Annotated in this window: 11 protein-coding genes; 6 read left to right on the plus strand and 5 right to left on the minus strand. The window is 63.2% G+C overall.

What is annotated here, in order from left to right; genetic code table 11:
- Positions 1 to 121: 121 nt before the first annotated feature.
- The 6 genes from KI811_RS16475 (at position 122) to KI811_RS16500 (ending at position 9,096) form a co-directional block, all read left to right on the plus strand.
- Entirely contained in the window at positions 122 to 1,939 is a 1,818-nt protein-coding gene (locus KI811_RS16475; protein WP_214187564.1) for a glycoside hydrolase family 15 protein, read from the plus strand.
- Between the two features lie 161 nt (positions 1,940 to 2,100).
- Positions 2,101 to 3,879 (plus strand): chloride channel protein, encoded by a 1,779-nt coding sequence (locus KI811_RS16480; protein ID WP_214187565.1) that lies wholly within the window; start codon positions 2,101 to 2,103, stop codon positions 3,877 to 3,879.
- On the plus strand, positions 3,876 to 4,034 hold the full coding sequence (locus tag KI811_RS16485) for a hypothetical protein (RefSeq protein WP_214187566.1): 159 nt from the start codon (positions 3,876 to 3,878) through the stop codon (positions 4,032 to 4,034). Before KI811_RS16480 ends, KI811_RS16485 begins: the two co-directional genes overlap by 4 nt.
- Before the next feature lie 103 nt (positions 4,035 to 4,137).
- On the plus strand, positions 4,138 to 5,469 hold the full coding sequence (locus KI811_RS16490; protein ID WP_214187567.1) for a DUF2254 domain-containing protein: 1,332 nt from the start codon (positions 4,138 to 4,140) through the stop codon (positions 5,467 to 5,469).
- Between the two features lie 234 nt (positions 5,470 to 5,703).
- A complete protein-coding gene (pepN, locus tag KI811_RS16495; RefSeq protein WP_214187568.1) occupies positions 5,704 to 8,352 on the plus strand; it encodes an aminopeptidase N in 2,649 nt (882 codons plus the stop codon).
- A gap of 222 nt (positions 8,353 to 8,574) precedes the next feature.
- Positions 8,575 to 9,096, plus strand: a complete 522-nt coding sequence (locus KI811_RS16500) for a MarR family winged helix-turn-helix transcriptional regulator (RefSeq protein WP_214187569.1) — start codon at positions 8,575 to 8,577, stop codon at positions 9,094 to 9,096.
- Positions 9,097 to 9,140: 44 nt separating this feature from the next.
- Here the strand turns inward: KI811_RS16500 and treS are convergent, their stop codons facing one another.
- From treS to KI811_RS16525, 5 genes are read right to left on the minus strand one after another with little or no spacing between them, the layout of a single operon-like run.
- Entirely contained in the window at positions 9,141 to 12,482 is a 3,342-nt protein-coding gene (treS, locus tag KI811_RS16505) for a maltose alpha-D-glucosyltransferase (protein ID WP_214187570.1), read from the minus strand.
- Positions 12,483 to 12,499: 17 nt separating this feature from the next.
- Positions 12,500 to 15,481 carry a malto-oligosyltrehalose synthase gene (locus tag KI811_RS16510; RefSeq protein ID WP_214187571.1) on the minus strand — a complete coding sequence of 994 codons (2,982 nt, stop codon included), beginning with the start codon at positions 15,479 to 15,481 and terminating at the stop codon, positions 12,500 to 12,502.
- Positions 15,482 to 17,935, minus strand: coding sequence for a DUF3536 domain-containing protein (locus KI811_RS16515; protein WP_214187572.1), 2,454 nt, complete (start codon positions 17,933 to 17,935; stop codon positions 15,482 to 15,484). It lies immediately after the preceding gene.
- Complete coding sequence (gene treZ, locus KI811_RS16520) at positions 17,932 to 19,776, minus strand: malto-oligosyltrehalose trehalohydrolase (protein ID WP_214187573.1); 1,845 nt, start codon at positions 19,774 to 19,776, stop codon at positions 17,932 to 17,934. The genes KI811_RS16515 and treZ overlap by 4 nt, the downstream gene beginning before the upstream one ends.
- Positions 19,773 to 20,828: a mechanosensitive ion channel family protein gene (locus tag KI811_RS16525; protein WP_214187574.1), complete on the minus strand. Its 1,056-nt coding sequence runs from the start codon at positions 20,826 to 20,828 to the stop codon at positions 19,773 to 19,775. Before KI811_RS16525 ends, treZ begins: the two co-directional genes overlap by 4 nt.
- Positions 20,829 to 20,841 lie beyond the last annotated feature (13 nt).

Genomic DNA, 20,841 nt, shown 5'->3' on the forward strand with positions numbered 1-20,841 from the left:
TCGCCCGGTCAAATTTCGAATTTAACTGACGAGCGGCTCGCAGCGAATCATTTAACTGGTAGAATTCAATCACGAAACACCAATGATAATCGATGGTCGCTCGCACGTACAGAGGGCCTGCATGACCAAAGATCAAAAACGAAGTTATCCCCCCATCCGCGATTACGCCTTCATCGCCGACTGCCATTCTTCGGCTCTCGTATCCCGCGCTGGCTCCATCGACTGGTGCTGCATGCCCCGCATCGATTCGGCCAGTTGTTTCGGGCGGTTGCTCGACTGGGAGAAGGGGGGCTACTGCCGTATTCACCCCAAGGGAGGGGGCGAGGTTTCCCGCCGTTATCTCGAGCGAACCCTGATTCTCGAGACCCGGTTCAAGTCCGCCGACGGCGAGGTGCGGATGATCGATTTTTTCCCCATGCGCGAGGGGGGACGCCACAATCCCTACCAGCAGATTATACGGATTCTCGAAGGGGTTCGCGGAGAAATTGAGGTTGCCCTCGAGTGCGCCCCCTGCTTCGACTATGGTGCAATGCGCCCCTGGATACGCAGGAAAAAGGATCATTATCTCGCCATGGGCGGCCAGACCGGGCTGCTGATCTCCGGCGACTACTGCTTCGAATTCAGCGGCCGACACCGTATCGGTGGCAGCTGCACCCTGGAGGCAGGGGAGCGGCGTTACCTCTCCATCCTCTACGGGCGCCCCGAAGACCTCGATGACGGCCTGGTGAGCCCGCCATCCATCGAGGAGCTTGATGAGCGCCTCGAGGAGACCATCGACTGGTGGCACAAGTGGACCGAACAGCTCGATTACACAGGCCCCGAGGGCGATCTGGTCCTGCGCTCGGCGATCGTGCTCAAGGGGTTATCCAACGCCCCTAGTGGCGCCATCGCCGCCGCCGCGACCACCTCGCTGCCCGAGGCTCCCGGCGGTTCGCGCAACTGGGATTATCGCTATTCATGGGTTCGCGACTCGTCCTTTACGGTGCGCACCCTGGCCGAATTGGGTTTCGCCGACGAGGCCGACGGCTTCCGGCGTTTCATGGAGCGTAGCTGTGCCGGAAGCGCCGAGGAGCTGCAAATCCTGTTCGGGGTGGGGGGGGAACGCCGCCTGCACGAATACGAGATCGAGTCACTCGAGGGCTACCGCGGCGCAAGACCGGTGCGGGTCGGCAATGCCGCCGAACAGCAGCTTCAACTCGACGTTTACGGCGAGCTGCTGGACCTCGCCTGGAGTTGGCACAAGCTCGGCGAATCGCCCGATGATGACTACTGGGAGTTCCTGGTCGAACTGGTCGACGCCGCAACCCGCCAGTGGCGCAACCCCGACCGGGGCATCTGGGAAATTCGCGGGGAGCCCCGTCATTTCGTGCTGTCGAAGGCCATGTGCTGGGTCGCGATCGAGCGCGGCATCCGCCTAGCGAAGAATCTCGAACGCGAGGCTCCCGTCGACGAATGGCAAAAGGCCTGTGATCAGATCCGCTCGGAGATCGAGGAGAAAGGCTACGATCGCGAGCGCGGTGTCTTTATTCAGGCTTACGATACCCCGATCATGGACGCCTCTTTGCTGCTACTGCCAATTTTCGGTTTTATCGAAGCCGACGACAAACGGATGGTGCGCACGGTTGCGGCGATCCGCCAAGATCTCGAGCAAGATGGGCTGCTGCGGCGCTACCGGGCCGATGACGGTCTCGATGGAGAGGAAGGAGTGTTTCTCGCCTGCTCCTTTTGGCTCGCCGAGTGCCTGGCGGCCCAAGGACAGATCGAGGAGACCCGGCGTGTGTTCCGGCGTGCCGCCGATACGGCCAACGACCTCGGACTCTTTTCCGAGGAGTACGATACCCGCAGCGGTGAGATGCTGGGAAATTTCCCGCAGGCATTGACCCATCTCTCGTTGATTGCCGCTGCGGTGACCCTGGGGAAGGTGGAGAATGTCATATGAGCCTCATGCAAGAGTCTTGAATCGTCATGATGAGAGGTGATTTGCGGGGGGGGGATGCCCTTCAGGCAGCGGTTGACATAGATCGTTTCTATTCTTCAATAGGAGTACCCAGCGAGCAGGGAGCAATGGCTGGGAAATGGATACATTCCCGAGGAGTAACCATGCCGGAAGCCCTGGAGCGAAAAGAATACGGGACGTTCATGTTCGCCTTCCTTTCGTTCCTGACCGGCATCATCGCCGGACTCGGCGCGCTGGTCTTTCGCGTACTGATCGCCTTCTTCCACAACCTGCTCTTTCTCGGGAAACTTTCCTTGTCCTTCGATGCCAACGTCCATACCCCCGCCAGCCCGTGGGGGGGATGGGTGATCCTGGTGCCGGCGATCGGGGCGGTCGGGGTCGTCTACCTCACCAAAAACTTCGCTCCGGAGGCGAAGGGGCACGGCGTCCCCGAGGTGATGGATGCCATCTATTACAACAAGGGGAATATCCGACCCGTTGTGGCCATGGTGAAGTCGCTGGCCTCAGCACTCTGCATCGGCAGCGGCGGGTCAGTGGGACGCGAGGGGCCCATCGCCCAGATCGGCTCCGCCTTCGGTTCAACCCTCGGCCAACTCCTCAGGATGCCCCCCTGGCAGATCATCACACTGATCGCAGCGGGGGCGGGAGGAGGCATTGCCGCCACGTTCAACACCCCGGTCGGGGGCTTGCTCTTCGCCACGGAGATCCTCCTCCATGAGGTGAGCGTTAAGACGCTCGTGCCCGTCATCATCGCCACCTCCACGGCCACTTACCTAGGGCAGCTGTTTTTCGGCGCCCATCCGGCCTTCGTGATTCCTGCCCTCGAAACCCCCTACTTCCGTCTCGACAACCCTTTCGTCCTCCTTGCCTATGTGGGGCTCGGCGTCATCCTGGGGGGAGTAACTGCTCTCTATGTAAGGTCCGTTTATGCGTTCGAACGTTTCTTCGACCGGTACATCCCCCGCAACGACTACCTCCGCCACATGGCCGGGATGCTCCTGGTGGGGCTCATCTCCTTCATCCTCCTGAAGACCTCGGGGCACTACCATGTGGAAGGGGTCGGCTATGCCACAATTCAGGACGTCCTGACCGGGAGCATGGGGACTGAAGCCATACTTCTCCTCCTCTGTCTTCTCAAGCTGGTTGCCACCGCGCTCACGCTCGGCTCGGGGGGATCGGGCGGCATCTTCTCTCCCTCTCTCTTCATCGGGGCAACCCTCGGGGGTGCCTACGGCATTGCCCTCCATAGGATGCTGCCGGGATTGGCCATCAGTCCCCCCGCCTTTGCCGTGGCCGGAATGGCCGGACTGGTCGGCGGGGCAACCGGGGCTGCCCTGACTGCCATCGTGATGATCCTTGAGATGACCCTCGACTACAACGTCGTCATTCCGATGACCGTCACCGTTGCCTTCTGCTACAGCGTCCGGAGGCACCTCTGCCGGCAGAGCATCTACACGATGAAGCTCGTCCTGAGGGGGCACTACATGCCCGAGTCACTCCACTCAAACGTTTATGACCTCAAGCGCGCCAAGGACATTATGGAGACCCGACGGGGAATCGTTCCCGCTTCGACGACTCTCCGGGACCTTGCGTGCCTGGTGCGGGAGGCGCCCGGCGTTCCCTGGTTCCTGGTGGCGGACTCCAATGAGTTGATCGGCATTTTCTCCCGCCAAGCGGCACTGGAGGCCATCCTCACGCAGGGGGACTCCGTTCTGGCTGCCGATGCCGCATGCCGAAGTTACATAACGATCAACGGAAACATCCCCCTCTACAGCATCCTGGCCCACCTGCGGCTCGCCCATGCCGAGATGGCCGTCGTCACGCAAGGCAACCCGGTTACTGTCGAAAGCATCCTCGGAGTCATCGGTAAGGAAGAGATCGCCGGAATCATGGCGGAGGCGGTCGAGATTTTTCCCGGGTGAACCCGCCGCTCATTAACAATGAGTTCCTCCTTAACCCGGCTGGAGTGGGGGAGCCGGGGGTGTCGCCCATTGCCGCGGCACTCTGCAACGCCATCATTGCCGCCACCCGTACGAGGTTTCGGGAGCTGCCGATCGGGAAGCCGACGCTCGTCTGATCCGGCAGTCTCCGCGAGAAGAACAGACACGCAAGCCCCGTTTGCGGGGCACGGTTTACACCGCCCCGGAAGTGGTGCCGTTTCCCATGAAGTGAGAGTCTCCATGAAAACCCGCATCTTTAATCTCTGGTACTCGTTCCGTTCCAGCTACTGGTTCGTGCCGGCCGTAATGGCGGGTCTCGCCATTGTTCTCGCCATCGGAACGACCACCCTCGATGAGGCACTTCCTCCTGATGTGGCAATTCGTCTCGGCTGGCTTTACAGCGGAGGGCCGGAAGGGGCCCGTACCCTCCTCTCGACCGTGGCCGGCTCCATGATTACCACCGCCGGTGTGGTCTTTTCCATCACCATCGTGGTCCTCTCGCTCACCTCTTCCCAGTTCGGGCCGCGCCTCCTCGGCAACTTCATGCGGGACACCGGCACCCAGGTGGTGCTCGGAACATTCGTCGCCACGTTCATCTACTGTCTTCTCATTCTCAGGGTGGTGCGGGGCACCGACCAGGAGTCGTTCGTTCCCCATCTCTCGGTTACGTTTACTTACCTGCTCGCCCTGATGAGCACCATAGTTCTCATCTACTTCGTTCACCACGTTGCGTCATCGATCCAGGCGGACAGCATCATTACCGCCGTCTACCGTGATCTGGAGGCGACCATCGACCGGCTGTTTCCCGAGCAGCAGGAGCACGGGTTGAAGGAGTTGGGACCGAAGGAGGTGGCGGAGGCCTTGCCTGCCCGGTTCGAAGAAGAGGGGTGGCCGGTGGCGGCGGATGGGAGCGGGTATCTCCAGGCGATCGACCTTGAGGGGTTGTCCTCCTTCGCCCGCGAGCACGACCTGATCCTCCGGGTTCATTACCATGCCGGCGAGTTCGTCGCCGAAGGGGCATCCCTCGTTACCGCATGGCCCCGGGAACACTGGAACGAGTCGCTGGTAAAAAAGGTGAACGATACCTTTATCCGTGGCCGGCAGCGCACCAACGAGCAGGATATGGAGTACGCCGTGAAGCAGCTCGTGGAGGTGGCCCTGCGCGCCCTTTCCCCTGGCATCAACGATCCTTTCACTGCCATGACCTGCATAGACTGGCTCGGCGTCGCCGTCGGGAGGAGCGCCCAGCGGAAATTCCCCTCGCCACTCCGGTACGACGAGAAGGGGAGCCTTCGCCTCGCCGTCGTGCCGGTCACCTTCGAGGAAATCGTGAATGCGGCGTTTGGACAGATCCGCCATGCAGCCTCGTTCCATCTGCCGGTGTTTCTCCGGCTTCTCGAGGCCATTGCCGCCGTCGCTCCCCACATCCGCACGGACGAGCACCGTGCGGTTCTCAATCATCATGCCGTCCTGGTGGCGAGGACCGGTCGTGAGGCGGTGCAGGTTAAGGATGACCGGGAAAAGATCGATGCGTGCTACGAACGGACCAGGCATGCCCTCGGAAAGAGTTGAATGTCCGGTCGTTCATCCGTTGGGGATGGCAGTACAACGGCGGAAGGGTAGCCTTGCAGCTTCCGCAGCCATGTCGGTTTGCCTTTCACTTCCCGTGGGTTCTCCCGCTGCAGCCGCCAATGGGCCGTCCGAGGCGGCCGTTCGCAATCACACCATGGCTGAAATCCGTTCCCCCCCGTCCCGATAGCTGGTAGAATTTCTTCGCTACACTCAATCACCGACCCCGAGGAGCCCATGCCCGTTTCCCCCCATTCTACCATCTACCGTGCCGATTACACCCCTCCCGACTACCTGGTCGAGAGCATCCAACTCCGCTTCGAGCTGGGGGAGGATATCTGTACTGTCCATTCGCGCCTGGAATTCCGGTTTAATGGCGATCCCTCCCGTGAGCGTTCCCCCTTGCGTCTGGACGGCCACCGTTTTGCCCTGAAGGAAATCCGGCTTGACGGGGTGCCGCTTGCTCGTGGCGACTATGCCATCGAACCGGAGCGGCTGGTGATCGACCGGGTGCCGGCCTCTTTCTCCCTGGAGGTGGAGACCGAGCTTCGCCCCCAGGAGAACACCTACCTGGAAGGGCTCTACCGCTCAGGAGGGATGTTCTGCACCCAGTGCGAGGCCCAAGGCTTCCGCTCCATTACGTATTATCCGGACCGACCCGACGTCCTGTCGGTTTTCACTACAACCATCGTCGCCGACCGGGAACTCTATCCGGTGCTTCTCAGTAACGGCAACCCGGTGGCGGCGGAGGTGCTCCCCGACGGTCGCCATGCCGCCACCTGGCACGACCCGTTCAAAAAGCCTGCCTACCTCTTTGCCCTAGTGGCGGGGAACCTGGTCTGCATCGAGGACCGCTTCACCACCATGAACGGCCGGGAGGTGGCGCTCCGGATCTATGTTCAGGAGCAAAACCGCCACAAGTGCGACCACGCCATGCGCTCCCTGAAAAAGGCGATGCGCTGGGACGAGGAGCGGTTCGGACGGGAATACGACCTCGATATCTACATGGTCGTGGCGGTGGACGACTTCAACATGGGAGCCATGGAAAACAAGGGGCTGAACATCTTCAACTCCCGCTATGTGCTGGCCAGCCCCCAGACCGCCACCGACGACGACTTCCAGGCCATCGAGGAGGTGATCGGCCACGAATACTTCCACAACTGGAGCGGAAACCGGATCACCTGCCGGGACTGGTTCCAGCTCTCCCTGAAAGAAGGACTCACCATTTACCGGGACCAGGAGTTTTCCGCGGACATGGAATCCCGGGGGGTGAAGCGGATCGCCGCCGTCCGATACCTCCGCACTGTACAGTTCGCAGAGGACGCCGGCCCCCTGGCCCATCCGGTTCGCCCCGATTCCTACGTGGAGATCAACAACTTCTACACCGCCACTGTCTACAACAAGGGTGCCGAGGTGATTCATATGCTCGCAACCCTCCTGGGGCCAGAGCGATTCCGTGCCGGTATGGACCTCTACTTTGCCCGCTTCGACGGCCAGGCGGTCACCATTGACGATTTCGTCCAGGCCCTTGCCGATGCCGGACAGATCGACCTCTCCCGCTTCAGCCGCTGGTACTCCCAGGCGGGAACCCCCGAACTCGCCGCTGAAGGCACTTTCGACCCGGGCCAACGGACCTTCACCCTGACGATACGACAGACCACCCCCCCAACACCCGACCAGCCAGAGAAGCTCCCTTTCCATATCCCTGTTGTCATGGGGCTGCTTGGCCCGTCGGGGCAGGAACTCCCGGTGACCCTCGCCGGTGAATCGCACCCTGGACCGACTTCGCGGGTCCTGGAGATCAAGGAGGCCGAGGAGCGGTTCACCTTCTCCGGCATCGACGCGGCACCGGTGCCGGCCCTCTTGCGGGGCTTTTCGGCACCGGTGAAGCTCTCATATCCTTACCGCCACGACGACCTGGTCTTCCTCATGGCCCACGAATCCGACCCCTTCTGCCGCTGGGAGGCGGGGCAACGGCTCGCCGTGGCACTCCTTCTGCGGCTGGCCGACGATTACCGGGCAGGTCGACACCTCACCTGTGATCCCGGTTTCGTGGCCGCTTTTCGGGCGATCCTGGAAAGCGACCATCCTGACAAGGCCTTTCTGGCCGAGGCCCTTACCCTCCCTGACGAGGACTATCTTGCCGAGCTCATGCCGGTGATTGACCCGGACGCACTCTTTGCCGCCCGGCAGTTCCTCCGCCGGACCCTGGCCGATGAACTTGCCGACCGCTTCGTCGCGGTGCGTAACGCCTGCCGCACAGGCGCCTCCTTTGCCGTCGACGACGGCCGGGCCGGCCACCGTCGCCTGGCGAACCTCTGCCTCGCCTACCTCCTGACCCGTGACGACCCCGCCATGGTGGCCCTGGCCCTGGAGCAGCTGGCCGAGGCGGACAACATGACTGACACCCTCGGTGCCCTGGCTCCCCTGGCCTCCAGCAACTGCCCGGAGCGGCAGGAAGCACTGGCCGCCTTCTACGAACGGTGGCGGGACGACCGGCAGGTGGTGGACAAGTGGTTCAGGCTTCAGGCAACGTCCACTCTCCCCGGCACCCTGGCGGAAGTGGAGCGGCTCCTTGATCACCCTGCGTTCGAGCTGACCAACCCGAACCGCTGGCGTTCCCTCATTGGGGCGTTCGCCATGGCGAACCCGGTCCGATTCCACGCTGCCGACGGCGGAGGCTATCGCTTTCTAGGCCGGGAGTTGCGGCGGCTGATTCCCATCAATCCCCAGGTTGCCGCCCGGATGACCATTCCTCTCACCCGCTGGCGGCGATACGACACGGCTCGGCAGGCGCTGATGAAGGAGGAGCTGGAGCTCATCCGGGCACTTCCCGATTTGCCGCGGGATGTCTTCGAGATTGTGGAAAAGAGCCTGATGGAGTAATGGGCCAAGACCGACGATTACCTACGAATTGAATGGGTGGCCGCTTACCCTGAAGGGGCCTCCGGGGAAGCCGTGTCGCGGGGTGCGACAGGTTTGTAGAGACTCTGTGATGCGTGCAACAATTTCTTCTTTTCGAATTATCGATTTTCTTGTGCTGCCAGTAAAGTGGGGCTAGGATTACGGTCCAGGACCCGCAACCTTGATTCCGAACCGGAGCCGAAAATGAAACCGACTGCCGACCTCATTGCCCAAGTGACCGACAACCTTCGCCGGGTCTTTCAGATAGTGAATGAACACTCGAAGCGGGCCATGCGGGAGACCGGACTCACCGGTCCCCAGCTCTGGGCCATCAAGGTCATTGCCGGCCAGGGGCCCCTCCGGGTTTCCGACCTTGCCCGCAGGCTCTACCTCCATAACGCCACCGTGGTGGGGATCATAGACCGGCTGGAGGCCCAGGGGCTCGCTCAGCGGACCCGCTCCCGGGAGGACCGCCGGGTGGTGATGGTTGACCTGACGGAACAAGGGAAGGATCTGGTGGCCCGGTCCCCCGAAGTGGCTCAGGGGCTCCTCGTCGCGGGGCTGGAGAAGATTCCCCGGGAAAAGCTCGAAACTATTTCCGAGGGGTTCGATCTCATGGTCCGGATCCTCGGGGCCCAGAACCTACCTCCTCAGCTCATCCTCTCGCCGGAGGTAAACCGGGGTCGAGCGAAAGTCGGCCGAAAGAGGCGAACATCGGGGGAATAAATCGAATCGAAGCAGGAAAAGGAGCCTATGGGCTCCTTTTCCATTTATGCCGTCCGATACTCCCGCAGCACCGTCTCGATCCCCCGCAGGGAGAGCGCCGCCCGGTCGGGTCGGGTTGAGAGGGTATAGCCGAGCTCATAGAGGGCCTTGTCCAGGAGGAATGAGCGCAGCAGTGTCTCCAGATCGCCGCGGTCCGCCGGGACGAGGGGGCTTGTCCCCATCCGGTCCAGATACCCTGCAAGGTAGCGGCAGCTCACGTGGTAGTAGCAGGACTCGGCCCACGGTTCCAGGAACGCCAGGTCCCCGGGGTGGCCAGTTCCGTGGCGGGCGAGGACGGTGAGGGTGGCGTTGTGGAAGGAGCGGATCATTCCCGCCACATCCCGCAGGGGAGAACGCTTGATGCGGCGCTCCCCGAGGGTTCGGTCCGGCTCCCCCTCCAGGTCGATGATCATGAAATCCTTGCCGGTGAAGAGCACTTTTCCCAGGTTCAAGTTGCCATGGATGCGGGATTTCATCGCCTGAACGCGGCGGCCGGCGATGAGGCGCAACCGGTCAAGGATTTCCTTTTCGGCGGCCAGCATCCGGTCGGCAATCTCCAGGTCTGGGGCCGGCAGCTCCCCGCGGTGCCGGGCCAGGAGCTGGAGGCTGCGGCGGGCCTGATTGCGCAAGGACTGGTAGACGGAGCGCTGGTAGAGGATAGAATACTCCTCCGGACGCCAGGCAGGGTCATTCCCCCCCGCGACGAGGGCCAAGTGGAGTTCGGCGGTCCTGCGGCCGAGGAGTCCCGCCATCTCCAGGTAGAAGGCGCCGATGAGTTCCGCCGCCGGCTCCGGCACGGCGCAGGCGCTGCCCTCCATGAGGCTCGAGAACCGTTCCGGAGGGAGGGGGAGCTCGCTCCGCCGGGAGAGGAGCCGCTCGAAGTACTGGTCCAGGAGGTGAAGCGCGAGCCGCCAGCCGTCCCCCTGGTTCTGCACGTATCCCTGGAGAAGGCCGATGGTGCACGGCTCCATGCCGGGATGCCGCAGCTCCAGGCTCCCCTGGAACGGGGCGACGTTGGGGAAGCCGGATTTCCCGGTCAGAAACCGGGCCATCTCCACCTCTGAGTTGATGCCGGGCTCCACCTTGCGGTAAAGCTTGAGCGCGTGGCGGTCGCCGTAGATGATGATGCTGTTGGTTCCGTCGGCCTTGGGGAGCTCGGAGACGAGGTGCTCTGTTTCCTCCGGCGGGGCGGTACGGCCTCCACCGCCGTGGACCGGCGCAATGACGCTCTCCCGCTTCCCGTGGAGTTGACGCCGGCCGAGGGCCAGGGAGAGGAGCGCATCCCTGAACACCCGGTCGTAGACCGCGTCGCAGAGGATTCCCTCCTCATCACCCGCCGAGAGTGCCGCGATGGCCGCCCGGGGGGATTCGGCGGCCACCCGCTTCGCCCCCGCTCCGGTGAGGAACGCCACGGGGAGCAGGTAGGTTTCCGGCGGACCGTCCTGGTAGCGGACCTCCAGGAAAAAGAGAGGGAAGACCGTTTCCCCCTGCCGCAGTGTCACGGTGTCCCGCAGCGTGTAGCCGATGACGGCACCGGCCGTCCCCTGGAACCAGCCGCTGCGCGTGAGGTATGCGGTGGTGATCCTTTCCAGGTGGGCGTCTCCCCGGGCATGCGGAAGGGCTTCCCACCAGGGGAGTCCCCCCCGGAGCCTGATCCGCGGCAGCTCCCCCTCGGCCGCCAGGGGCGTCTCGGCCCGGCGCAGGATGAACCAGAAATAGTCGTGGGGGCCCAGGGTGAGGGGGTAGGGGACCTCGCGGATGACGGGGAAGCGGTTGCGGCTGAAGAGATCCTCGGGGGCGATGCCGGCGAACTCCTTGAGGTCAAGGCTCACGGCCTGGGCGAAGCGGGAGAGGTTCGCCACCACGAGGATCACATCGTCCTCGTGGCGGCGGAGAAAGGCGAGGACCCGGTGGTTGGCCGGATAGAGCATCTCCATGGCTCCACGGCTGAAGGCCCGGTGGCGGCGGCGCACGGCGATGGTGCGGCGCATCCACCAGAGGAGCGATGTGGGGTTGCGCTCCTGGATATCCACGTTCACCGCTTCGTAGTGGTATTCGGGGTCGATGATGACCGGTAGGAAGAGCCGCTGGGGGTTGGAGGAGGAGAAGCCGGCGTTGCGGTCGGGGCTCCACTGCATGGGGGTGCGGACCCCGTTGCGGTCCCCCAGGTAGTAGTTGTCCCCCATGCCGATCTCGTCGCCGTAGTAGATGACGGGGGTACCGGGGAGCGAGAAGAGGAGGGCGTTCATGAGCTCGATCCTGCGCCGGTCCTTCCCCAGCAGCGGCGCGAGGCGGCGCCGGATTCCCAGGTTGATGCGGGCCTTGGGGTCCGACGCGTAGATCCGGTACATGTAGTCCCGTTCCTCGTCGGTGACCATCTCCAGGGTCAGCTCGTCGTGGTTGCGGAGGAAGATGGCCCACTGGCACCCCTCGGGAATGGCAGGGGTTTGGTCGAGGATATCCACCACCGGGAAGCGGTCCTCCATCTCGATGGCCATGTACATGCGGGGCATGATGGGGAAGTGGAACAGCATGTGGCACTCGTCCCCCTCACCGAAGTAGGCGACGGCGTCCTCGGGCCACTGGTTAGCCTCCCCGAGGAGCATCCGGTTGGGGAACGAGGCGTCCACGTGCTCCCGGAGCTGTTTCAGGAAGGCGTGGGTCTCGGGGAGGTTCTCGCAGTTGGTCCCTTCCCGCTCGAAGAGGTAGGGGACCGCGTCGAGCCTCACCCCGTCCACCCCCATCCGGAGCCAGTAGGCGATGACCCGGAACATTTCCGCCTGGACCCGGGGGTTGTCGAAATTCAGGTCGGGCTGGTGGGCGTAGAACCGGTGCCAGTAGTAGGCCTTTGCCACAGGGTCCCAGCTCCAGTTGGAGGTCTCGAAATCCTGGAAGATGATCCGGGTTTCCCGGTACCGTTCCGGCGTGTCGCTCCAGACGTAGTAATCCCGGTGGACCGACCCCGGCCTGGCCCGGCGGGCCCGCTGAAACCAGGGGTGCTGGTCCGAGGTGTGGTTGAGGACCAGCTCGGTGATGACCCGGATATGGCGGGCGTGGGCCGCCCGGAGGAATTCCCGGAACTCCCGCAGGGTGTTGTAGCTGGGGTTCACGCTGTAGTAGTCGGCGATGTCGTAGCCGTCGTCGCGAAGTGGGGAGGGGTAGAAGGGGAGGAGCCAGATGGCGGTGATCCCCAGGGAGTGGAGGTAATCGAGCTTCTCCATGAGGCCGCGGAAGTCCCCCACCCCGTCGCCGTCGGAGTCGGCAAAGGCCTTCACATGGAGCTGGTAGATGACGGCATCCCGGTACCAGTGGGGGGTATCGTCCGGCAAGGATACTCTGCGTCGCATGGGGTACCTCCGTTCCTTTACTCAGGCTCGACCGCCTCCAGGAGCCCCACCGGAAAGTCCCCCAGCACCGCGGCCAGGGGGAGGGTCGTCTGTCCCTCCCGCAGGGCTGTCATGACCCGCTCGCCGGTGAGGACGTTACGGTAGGCGCAGCCGGCCCCCTCGAAGGGGACGGCGATCCGCGTATCCCCCCAGGTCTCCGTCCCCAGCGGGGAATTCCCCAGCCGGGTAAAGAAGCGGGGCGCCACGGCAATGACCGTTTCCCCGTCGCTGTACCGCTCGAAGGCACAGACGTTGTCGCTCCGCTCCCCCAACACCTCCAGGGGAAGGTACTTTCCCACTTCGAAGAGGGCGCGGTGTTCCCGGCGGAAGGTGAGAGACTTCCAGGCCAGGAAGAGTTTCACTCTTCCGTCGGCCATGGTTTCGAGGAGCTCCCGCGCCAGTGCAAGGGTCCCCTTTTCCCGTTCGACGCTCTGCAGCGCCGCCAGCATCTCCGTTCGCGTCTTGAACTCCACCGGCCGACGGTTGTCCGGGTCCACGAGGCTGAAGTCCCAGAGCTCAGTCCCCTGGTAGAAGTCGGGGATGCCGGGGGAGGCCACCTTGAGCAGTGTCTGGGAGAGAGAGTTCAGCATGCCGCAGCGGATGAGGGGGGGAAGGGTCCGGCGCAGGTCGGCCAGGAACCCGTTGGCGGGCACGTCCCGGAGGATGGCGTCCACGAAATGGAGGGCCGCCTCCTCGTAGACCGAATCCGGGTTGATCCAGCTCGTGTTTACCTTTGCCTCCCGCATGGCCTTGAGGAGGTACTCCCTGATCCGTCCCGTGAACACGGCATGCCCTTCGGCAGTGGATACCTCCGTGGGCCAGGCCCCGGCAATGGTCTGGTAGAGGAGGTATTCCTCGTTGCGGTCCGGCACCTTGACCCCCTGGACAGACACTTTGCGGCCCCGGTTCATGCGGTTCCAGCGTATGAGGCAGTCGTGCCAGGCCGCCGGATCCTCCGACAGTACGCTGATCCTGGCCCGAACATCCTCGCTCCGCTTGGTGTCGTGGGTGGAGGTGGCCAGCATGGCGAGGGGGGTGCTTCGGGCCCGTTCGATGTTCTGGCCGTGGAACGCCTCCAGGGTCATGCCGAACCGTTCAGGCGTACCCCCCACCTCGTTGAGGCAGACAAGCCGGTTGTACACATAGAAGGCGGTGTCCTCCAGCCCCTTTGCCATGACCGGTCCCGTGAGCTGCTGGAACTTCATGACGAAATCGATCCATTGCTCCTGCTCCTCCCTCCCGGTGCTGTCGTGGAAACGAAGCAGGAGCACATCCTCGATGAAGGTGAAGATCGATTCGCTCATGGCGGGATTGCGCCGCTTGGCCTTTGCCACCGCGTATTCGATGTACTGGCGGTCCCGGTCTGCCACCTTGCGGGTGGCTGTGTAGGTGCGGTAGACGGGAAAGTGGGCGATCACCTCCACCAGCGCCCTGTTGAGGCTTCCGAGGGTGAAGTCACGCGTATGGCGGTTGCTCTCCGAAAGTGTGTTCAGGTAGTGACCCAGGGTGTTGATCTCGCCCCCCATGGAGAACCGCATGACCTGTTTCTTCTTCTGGTAGGCGATCTCGGCGAAGTTGGGCCGCTCCTGGATAAACCGCGCATAGACGGCGTCGAATTCCTTGCCGTTGCGGGTGTCCACCATCAAGCCGGTCACGGCGTTGGCGAATTCGTACCCCGTGGTGCCGTGGACCGGCCAGTCCTCGGGGAGGCGTTCGTTTTTCATGAGGATTTTTTCGCCCACGATGTAGAACGGTTTCGCCTGGGGCGAGACCTCCAGCATCTCGTCGTACATCTGGAGGATCGTTTCGGCAAAGGAGTCCGCGCACGGTTCAGCGGTGCTGCTGATGCTCGCCATACGCGTTTCGTGGAAGCAGGCCCGTTGGAGTCGCCGGAAATAGTCGGTGGGGTCGTAGAGCCCATCGGCGTGGTCGATCCGAAGGCCCGTCACTGTTCCCTCCCTCACCAGTTCAAGGACCAGTCGGTGCGTCTCCTCAAAGACCCGGAGGTTCTCCATCCGGATTGCGCCCAAGGCGTTGATGTCGAAGAAACGGCGGTAGTTGATCTCGTCGGTGGCGGTGCGCCAGTGGGCCAGGCGGTAGACCTGCTGACGCAGGAGCCCGTCCAGCAGGTCGAAGCTGCGGGGATTTCCCTTCTCGCCATTGAATATCCGGACGTTTTCATCAATAAACTCTTTAATGGGCCAGTTGTCGCGGTAAAGGACCATGAGCCGCCGCTTGATTACTTCCTTTTCCCTATAGCGTTCCTGAACCCTCTCCGGGTTCCGCTCGGTGTAGAAAGGGAGGTGGGTGATGGCGGTTACGATGCTCAGGAGTTCACGGTACGCCTCGTGGTCGGCAGGGAGAAGCCCTTCCAACTCCTGAAGACGATGGGTGAGGATGGAGTTGTAGGTCTTGGGAATAATGGGGAAACGGTGCTCGTAGTAGCTGATGAAAAATGCCCCTTCCTCAAAGGAGAGGATGAGTTCGCTGTTCTCCAGAATCGATCCGTACTGGTCCCCCAAGACCGGGATCAGCACCTTGTCGGCCAGCTCCTTTTTGACCGGGGACCAGTCCACATCGAAAAAATCGCCGTGAATGGAGCTGGGGCCGTTTTCCAGAAGGTCGAGCCAGCGGCCGTTCTCTCCGCCTTCCACGCACATGTGGTTGGGGACGAAATCGAGGATTTGCCCCATGCCGTGGCGCTGCAGCTCCTTGCTGTAGGCGTCAAAGTCGTCCCGGCTCCCCAGCTCCGGGTTGAGGCGGTTGTGGTCCACGATGTCGTAACCGTGCATGCTCCCGCTCCTTGCCTTCAGACAGGGCGAAGCATAGACGTCGCTTATGCCCAGTGCGTGCAGGTAGGGTATGATCCGCGCTGCATCCTGGAAGCCGAAGCTGCTGTTGAACTGGAGGCGATAGGTTGCCGTCGGTATCCGGGCCCCCAGGGTGTCAGTTTGCTCCATTCATTCCTCCGATAAGGGGGGTAGAACGGCGCGGGTGTTGAAGTTGAGCCGCTCGCCCAGGCGGCGAAATTTCTCGAACCACCAGTCGTTGTGTGTGTCGCCTTCCCTTGATTTCTCCATCAGTTTATGCCAGTACGGCCGGGCGATCTCCAGGTAGATGTTCTGGGCCAGCCAGAGGTTGAGGGCGATGGGTACCCGGTCCGCCAGGTCCAGGAGCCTGTCAGCATCGGCCAGGAGCCCCTCATCCAGGGGGGCCTCGCGAAGCATCAACATTGTCGTTTCCAGACGCCGGCGAATCCGGAACTCGAGGTCGACCCGCTCTATCTCCACGCCCCAGTCGGCTATTTCCCTCAGAAGCACGTCGATTTCGGAATCGGCGATACACGGCTTGGCGAAGGTCCGGTCCAGTTTCAGGTTCAAAGCCACCTGGGCCGTGGTCATGAAGCGGTACGGCACCGGCATGCCGGTCTGCCGGACGAATCCCATGAGGAGGCGGTAGTTATCGTAGAGGGCCGTGTAGCGGTCCTCGAACTCCGCGAGGACGCCGCCGATGACCATGCCGAGTATGCGACGCTGCTCGTCCCGGAAGAGATCTCTCAGGGAGTAGTTGTGCATGCCGAAGTGGGCGTCCATGAGGCGGATGATTTCGACGAAAAGACTCGCCTCGAAGGCCCGGGTGATTTCGGCGGCCATGGCCCCGTAGGCCTCCTCCCCGCGGAAGCTGCGGACCCCGCCGTTGAGGGCATGGTTGCCGAAGTAGAGGACGCAGTAAGTTATCCGGTCGCGCTCACCGGTGGTGGCGGAACTGATCAAGGCGCGGCCGATGGCGAGCCGGGTCTGCCCCGCCTGAATCAGTCGGGAATCCTCGCTTTGAACCCGGTAGCTGAAGACCCGGGTCTCCTCACCGTATTCCTGGAACAGGGAGCTCACCGCGTAGTGGGCCCCCACCTTGACCAGATCGATCATGGCCGGCTTGACGAATGCTTCGTAGATGCGCGCGCCGTCACGGTATTCGGGGGTATTGCCCCGCACCGCCGCCAGCCGCTGGAGAAACGTCGTCTCGATGCCGTTGCCGAAAAGCTCCCGGGCCAGCTGCACGGCCCGCCCCGCGTACTGGATCACCTGCACCGTCTCGATTCCCGAGAGTTCGTCGAAGAACCAGCCGCAACTCGTGTACATGAGGAGGAGGTGGCGCTGCATCTCCAGGAGCTTCAGTGCCCTGGTCCGTTCCTCGTGGGCCAGGGGGCGCGGGGCATGGCGGTGGAAAAAGCCGTCCACCTGCTCGGGGGAGCGGTCGAGCATGATCCCGATGTAGTAGTTCCGGGCCTGCCAGGGGTCCTGGAGCAGTGCCCCGGCCGCCATTTCGTAGGGGGCTGCCAGTTCGTCCCGCAGCCAGTCGAAGGCATGGCGCAGGGGGCCTCGCCACTGCTGGTTCCAGTGGGGATACCCTCCCGAGTTGCAGCCGCAATCCCCCTGCCATCGCTCAATGCCGTGGATGCAGCTCCAGGAGCTCTTCTCCACGATCTCCACCTCGTGACCGGGGGGATGGATCTCCAGGAATTCCCCGTAGTTGGTGATGCGGCCCAGGCCGTTGTCCTCCAGGTACGAGAGGGCATAGGCCAGGGCCATGTCGCCGTGCATGTGGTGGTGGCCGTAGGTCTCGCCGTCCGTGGCGATGGAGAGGATCTGGGGGCGGTTGCGGCGGTCGTCGAAGCCGGACAGGAGCCGCTCGGCAAAGCGCTCCCCCTGGTCCAGGAGCTTTTCGAAGGCCACGGCCCGGGAGATGGGGCCGTCGTAGAAGAAGATGACGATGGAGCGCCCCGACGGGAGGCGGCAGAGGTAGGGCATGGTCGGATCGATCTGCCCCCCTTCCACGGAGTGCCATCTCCGTCCGCCGCGGGTCCGGATACGCCGGGCCTGGTGGGGGGCGAGGATGGTGAATCGGATTCCTTCGGCGGCGAGCACGTCGAGGGTTTCCGTGTCCACGGCCGTCTCGGCCAGCCACATCCCCTCGGGAAAACGGCCGAAGCGCCTTTCGAAATCGGCGATCCCCCACCGCACCTGGGTTTCCTTGTCCCGCCGGTTCGCCAGGGGCATGATGAGGTGGTTGTAAACCTGGGCCAGGGCGTTGCCGTGGCCCGAGCGCCAGTCGATGCTCAGGCGGTCCGCCTCCAGGATGGCCCGGTAGACGGCGGGGGAATATTCCTCCATCCAGGCAAGGAGCGTCGGCCCGAAGTTGAAGCTGATGCGGGCGTAGTTGCTGACGATGTCCCGGATGCGCCCCTCGCCGTCGAAGAGGCGGGATACGCCGTTGGGGGCGTAGCACTCGGCAGTGATCCGCTCGTTCCAGTCGTGGTAGGGGTGGGCCGAGTCCTGGATTTCCACCGCCTCAAGCCAGGGATTTTCCCGCGGGGGCTGATAGAAGTGGCCGTGTATGCAGATATGGCGGCTCATGGCAGTGGCACCTCCTGGTAGATGAGCACCGCGAACGGCGGCATGAGCAGGAGGGCGCCTTGGTCGAGCAGTTCCGGAGTACTGCTCTTCCCTCCTCCCCAGCAGCTGTCCGTCGAGTCGAGAATCTTCCGGTGTCGCCCTCGGATTCCGATTACGGGTACCGGCCGTTCGACACCGCTCAGGTTGAAGATGCAGATGACGTCGTCGCCATGGCCGTGTCTGTTCACCATGAGGACCTGCTCCATCCCGAAGCCGGTGACCGATGTCCCTTGCCGGGTCGAGTCACTGAACGGGGGAAGGGCCTTGCGCAGGCGGATCAGCTCCCGGGTGAAGGCGAAGAGGTGGCGGTGCATTTCCCGGTGGCGCTTTTCCGGGTCGATGCAGGCCGAACGGAACGTCTCCTCTGCCTGGGGGTCTGGGACCTCCGTATCCCAGCCGAAGGCGGCGAATTCCTCCCGCCGGCCCTTCCGGACCGCCTCGACCAGGTCCGGGTCGCCGTGGCTCGTGAAGAAGGGGAACGGGGCGGTCTCGCCGTACTCCTCCCCCATGAAGAGGAGGGGGAGATAGGGGGAGAGGATGACCATGGCGGCGGCCAGCTTCAGCTGCTCCGGCGACAGGGAGGAGGAAAGCCTGTCGCCGCGCGCGCGGTTTCCCACCTGGTCGTGATTCTGGATGCAGACCACGAACCGTTCGGGCGGCAGGTGGGACGAGGCGCTGCCGTGGCGCCGGCGCCGGTGGCGGGAATAGGTGCCGGCGTATACGAAACCGTCGCGCAGGGCGGTCAGCATCTGGGAGAAATCACCGAAATCCTCGTAGTAGCCCCTCCTCTCGCCCGTGAGGAGGGTGTGGAGGGCGTGGTGGAAGTCGTCGCTCCACTGGGCGTCGAGGCCGTGGCCGCCATGCTCGGAATCGGTGACGATCCGTGGGTTGTTCAGATCGCTTTCGGCGATGACGTGGACCTGGCGCCCCAGGCAGCCAGCGAGGCTGTGGACCGCGTCGGCCAGTTCGGCGAGGATGTGGCGGGCGCTGAAGTCGTAGATGCCGTGGACTGCGTCGAGGCGCAGCCCGTCCATGTGGTATTCGGCTACCCAGTGGAGGGCGTTGGCGATGACGTAGTGGCGGACCCCGTCGCTGTAGGGGCCGTCGTAGTTCACCGCGTCGCCCCAGGGGGTCCGGTAGTGGCCGGTGAAGTAGGGAGCGAAGGCGTGGAGGTAGTTCCCCTCGGGCCCCAGGTGGTTGTAGACCACGTCGAGAATAACCGCCAATCCCCGCCGGTGGCAGGCGTCCACAAAACGCTTGAGCCCCGCGACCCCTCCATAGGCGGGGTGGGGCGCATAGGGGAAGACCCCGTCGTATCCCCAGTTGCGGTTCCCGGGGAACTGGGCGACCGGCATGAGCTCCACGGCGGTGATGCCGAGCTCAACGAGATAGTCGAGGCGCCCCATGGCACCGTCAAAGGTTCCTTCGGGGGTGAAGGTCCCCACGTGGAGCTCGTATGTGATGAGATCCTCCAGGGGGATTCCCCGCCATGCGTCGTCCGTCCAGCCAAAGGCGTCCGGATCGACCACCTGGGACGGTCCGTGGACACCGTCGGGCTGACAGCGGGAGGCGGGGTCCGGGCGGTACAGATACCCGTCGATCAGATACCAGTAACGATCGCCGGCCGCGGCCCCGGAAATTACTCCGCTGAAGTTTTCGCCGTCGCGCTCCAGGGGGGCGGCCTCTTCGTTGCCGTTTCGTGACAGGATCACGCTCACCGATGCCGCCAGCGGCGCCCAGACCCGGAAACGGACCCCGCCGGGTACTGGACGGGCACCCAGATCGAGTTGCCAGGAGATCATAGCGTCTCCCCCGGTATGTTCGATGCCGGCCCATGCTGGAGGCGGACCGTGCGGATCGGAAAGGGGATCTCGATCCCCTCGGCGAGGTAGCGCCGGTGTAGCCGTTTCACGAACTCATGCTTGATGAGGTACTGGTCCACATACTCACACCCCCTCATGATGACCGTGAAGTTGATGCTGGAGTCCGAGAAGGCGTTGTAGCGGATGAAGGGCTCGAAGGTCGCCACCCCACCCTGGACTTCCCGGAGAAGGTCGCGGGCCACCTCGACGGTGACCTTCTCCACGTGTTCGAGATCACTGTCGTAGCTAACCCCGACGTCAAGAAGGATGGACATTTCGGTTTCCGGCAGATGGAAGTTGGTGACGATGGCACCCGCCAGCTTCGAGTTGGGAACGATCACGGTATTGTTCGGTAGGGTCCGGATAACCGTGTTGCGCCAGGAGATGTCGGTCACGTATCCCTCTTCGCCGCTCGACAAACGTATGTAGTCTCCCGGCCTGATTTGCCGCGTGGCGATGATGTGAAGTCCCGAAAAGAGATTGGACAGGGTGTCCTGAAGAGCCAGCGCAACGGCGAGACCCCCGACGCCGAGGGCCGTCAGCAGTGGCGTGATGGAGATTCCAAGGGACTGGAGTATGATCAGCATACCGATGGTGAAGGCGATTGCCTTTGCCAGGTTCGTGAAGATGGAGGTGGAGGGGAGGACCGCCTTTTTAGCGTAGAGGGTGACGAATCCGGCGGCGAGGCGGACCAGAAGCACCGTGGCCAGAAGGAGCAAGAGGACGAGGATTGCCTTGCCGGTCACCTCCCGTGTTCTCTCCGTCAGGGGAGTCCTGAGGAGTGCCCCATAGATGCCGGCGATAAAGAAGGCATAGAAGGTAATTCCCTTCAGGGAGGTTACGACCACTTCGTCCCCTTCCCAGGGGGTTTGCCGGGTGAGGGTCCGCAGTCGGCGCAGTACCACCTTCTCGACGATAATTCCTGCAAGGGCCCCCCCGGCAATGAAGGCAAGGGGCAACATGAATTCTTCTGCATTGGTGAACAGATTCATGAAATATCCTGAA

Source organism: Geobacter hydrogenophilus (assembly GCF_018501225.1).
GTDB lineage: Bacteria > Desulfobacterota > Desulfuromonadia > Geobacterales > Geobacteraceae > Geobacter > Geobacter hydrogenophilus.

What these genes read in the sequence shown, in the direction of transcription:
- KI811_RS16475 (WP_214187564.1), top strand. Translation starts at nt 122, where the DNA reads ATGACCAAAGATCAAAAACGAAGTTATCCCCCCATCCGCGATTACGCC.
- KI811_RS16480 (WP_214187565.1), top strand. Translation starts at nt 2,101, where the DNA reads ATGCCGGAAGCCCTGGAGCGAAAAGAATACGGGACGTTCATGTTCGCC.
- KI811_RS16490 (WP_214187567.1), top strand. Translation starts at nt 4,138, where the DNA reads ATGAAAACCCGCATCTTTAATCTCTGGTACTCGTTCCGTTCCAGCTAC.
- pepN (WP_214187568.1), top strand. Translation starts at nt 5,704, where the DNA reads ATGCCCGTTTCCCCCCATTCTACCATCTACCGTGCCGATTACACCCCT.
- KI811_RS16500 (WP_214187569.1), top strand. Translation starts at nt 8,575, where the DNA reads ATGAAACCGACTGCCGACCTCATTGCCCAAGTGACCGACAACCTTCGC.
- treS (WP_214187570.1), bottom strand. Translation starts at nt 12,482, where the DNA reads ATGCGACGCAGAGTATCCTTGCCGGACGATACCCCCCACTGGTACCGG.
- KI811_RS16510 (WP_214187571.1), bottom strand. Translation starts at nt 15,481, where the DNA reads ATGGAGCAAACTGACACCCTGGGGGCCCGGATACCGACGGCAACCTAT.
- KI811_RS16515 (WP_214187572.1), bottom strand. Translation starts at nt 17,935, where the DNA reads ATGAGCCGCCATATCTGCATACACGGCCACTTCTATCAGCCCCCGCGG.
- treZ (WP_214187573.1), bottom strand. Translation starts at nt 19,776, where the DNA reads ATGATCTCCTGGCAACTCGATCTGGGTGCCCGTCCAGTACCCGGCGGG.
- KI811_RS16525 (WP_214187574.1), bottom strand. Translation starts at nt 20,828, where the DNA reads ATGAATCTGTTCACCAATGCAGAAGAATTCATGTTGCCCCTTGCCTTC.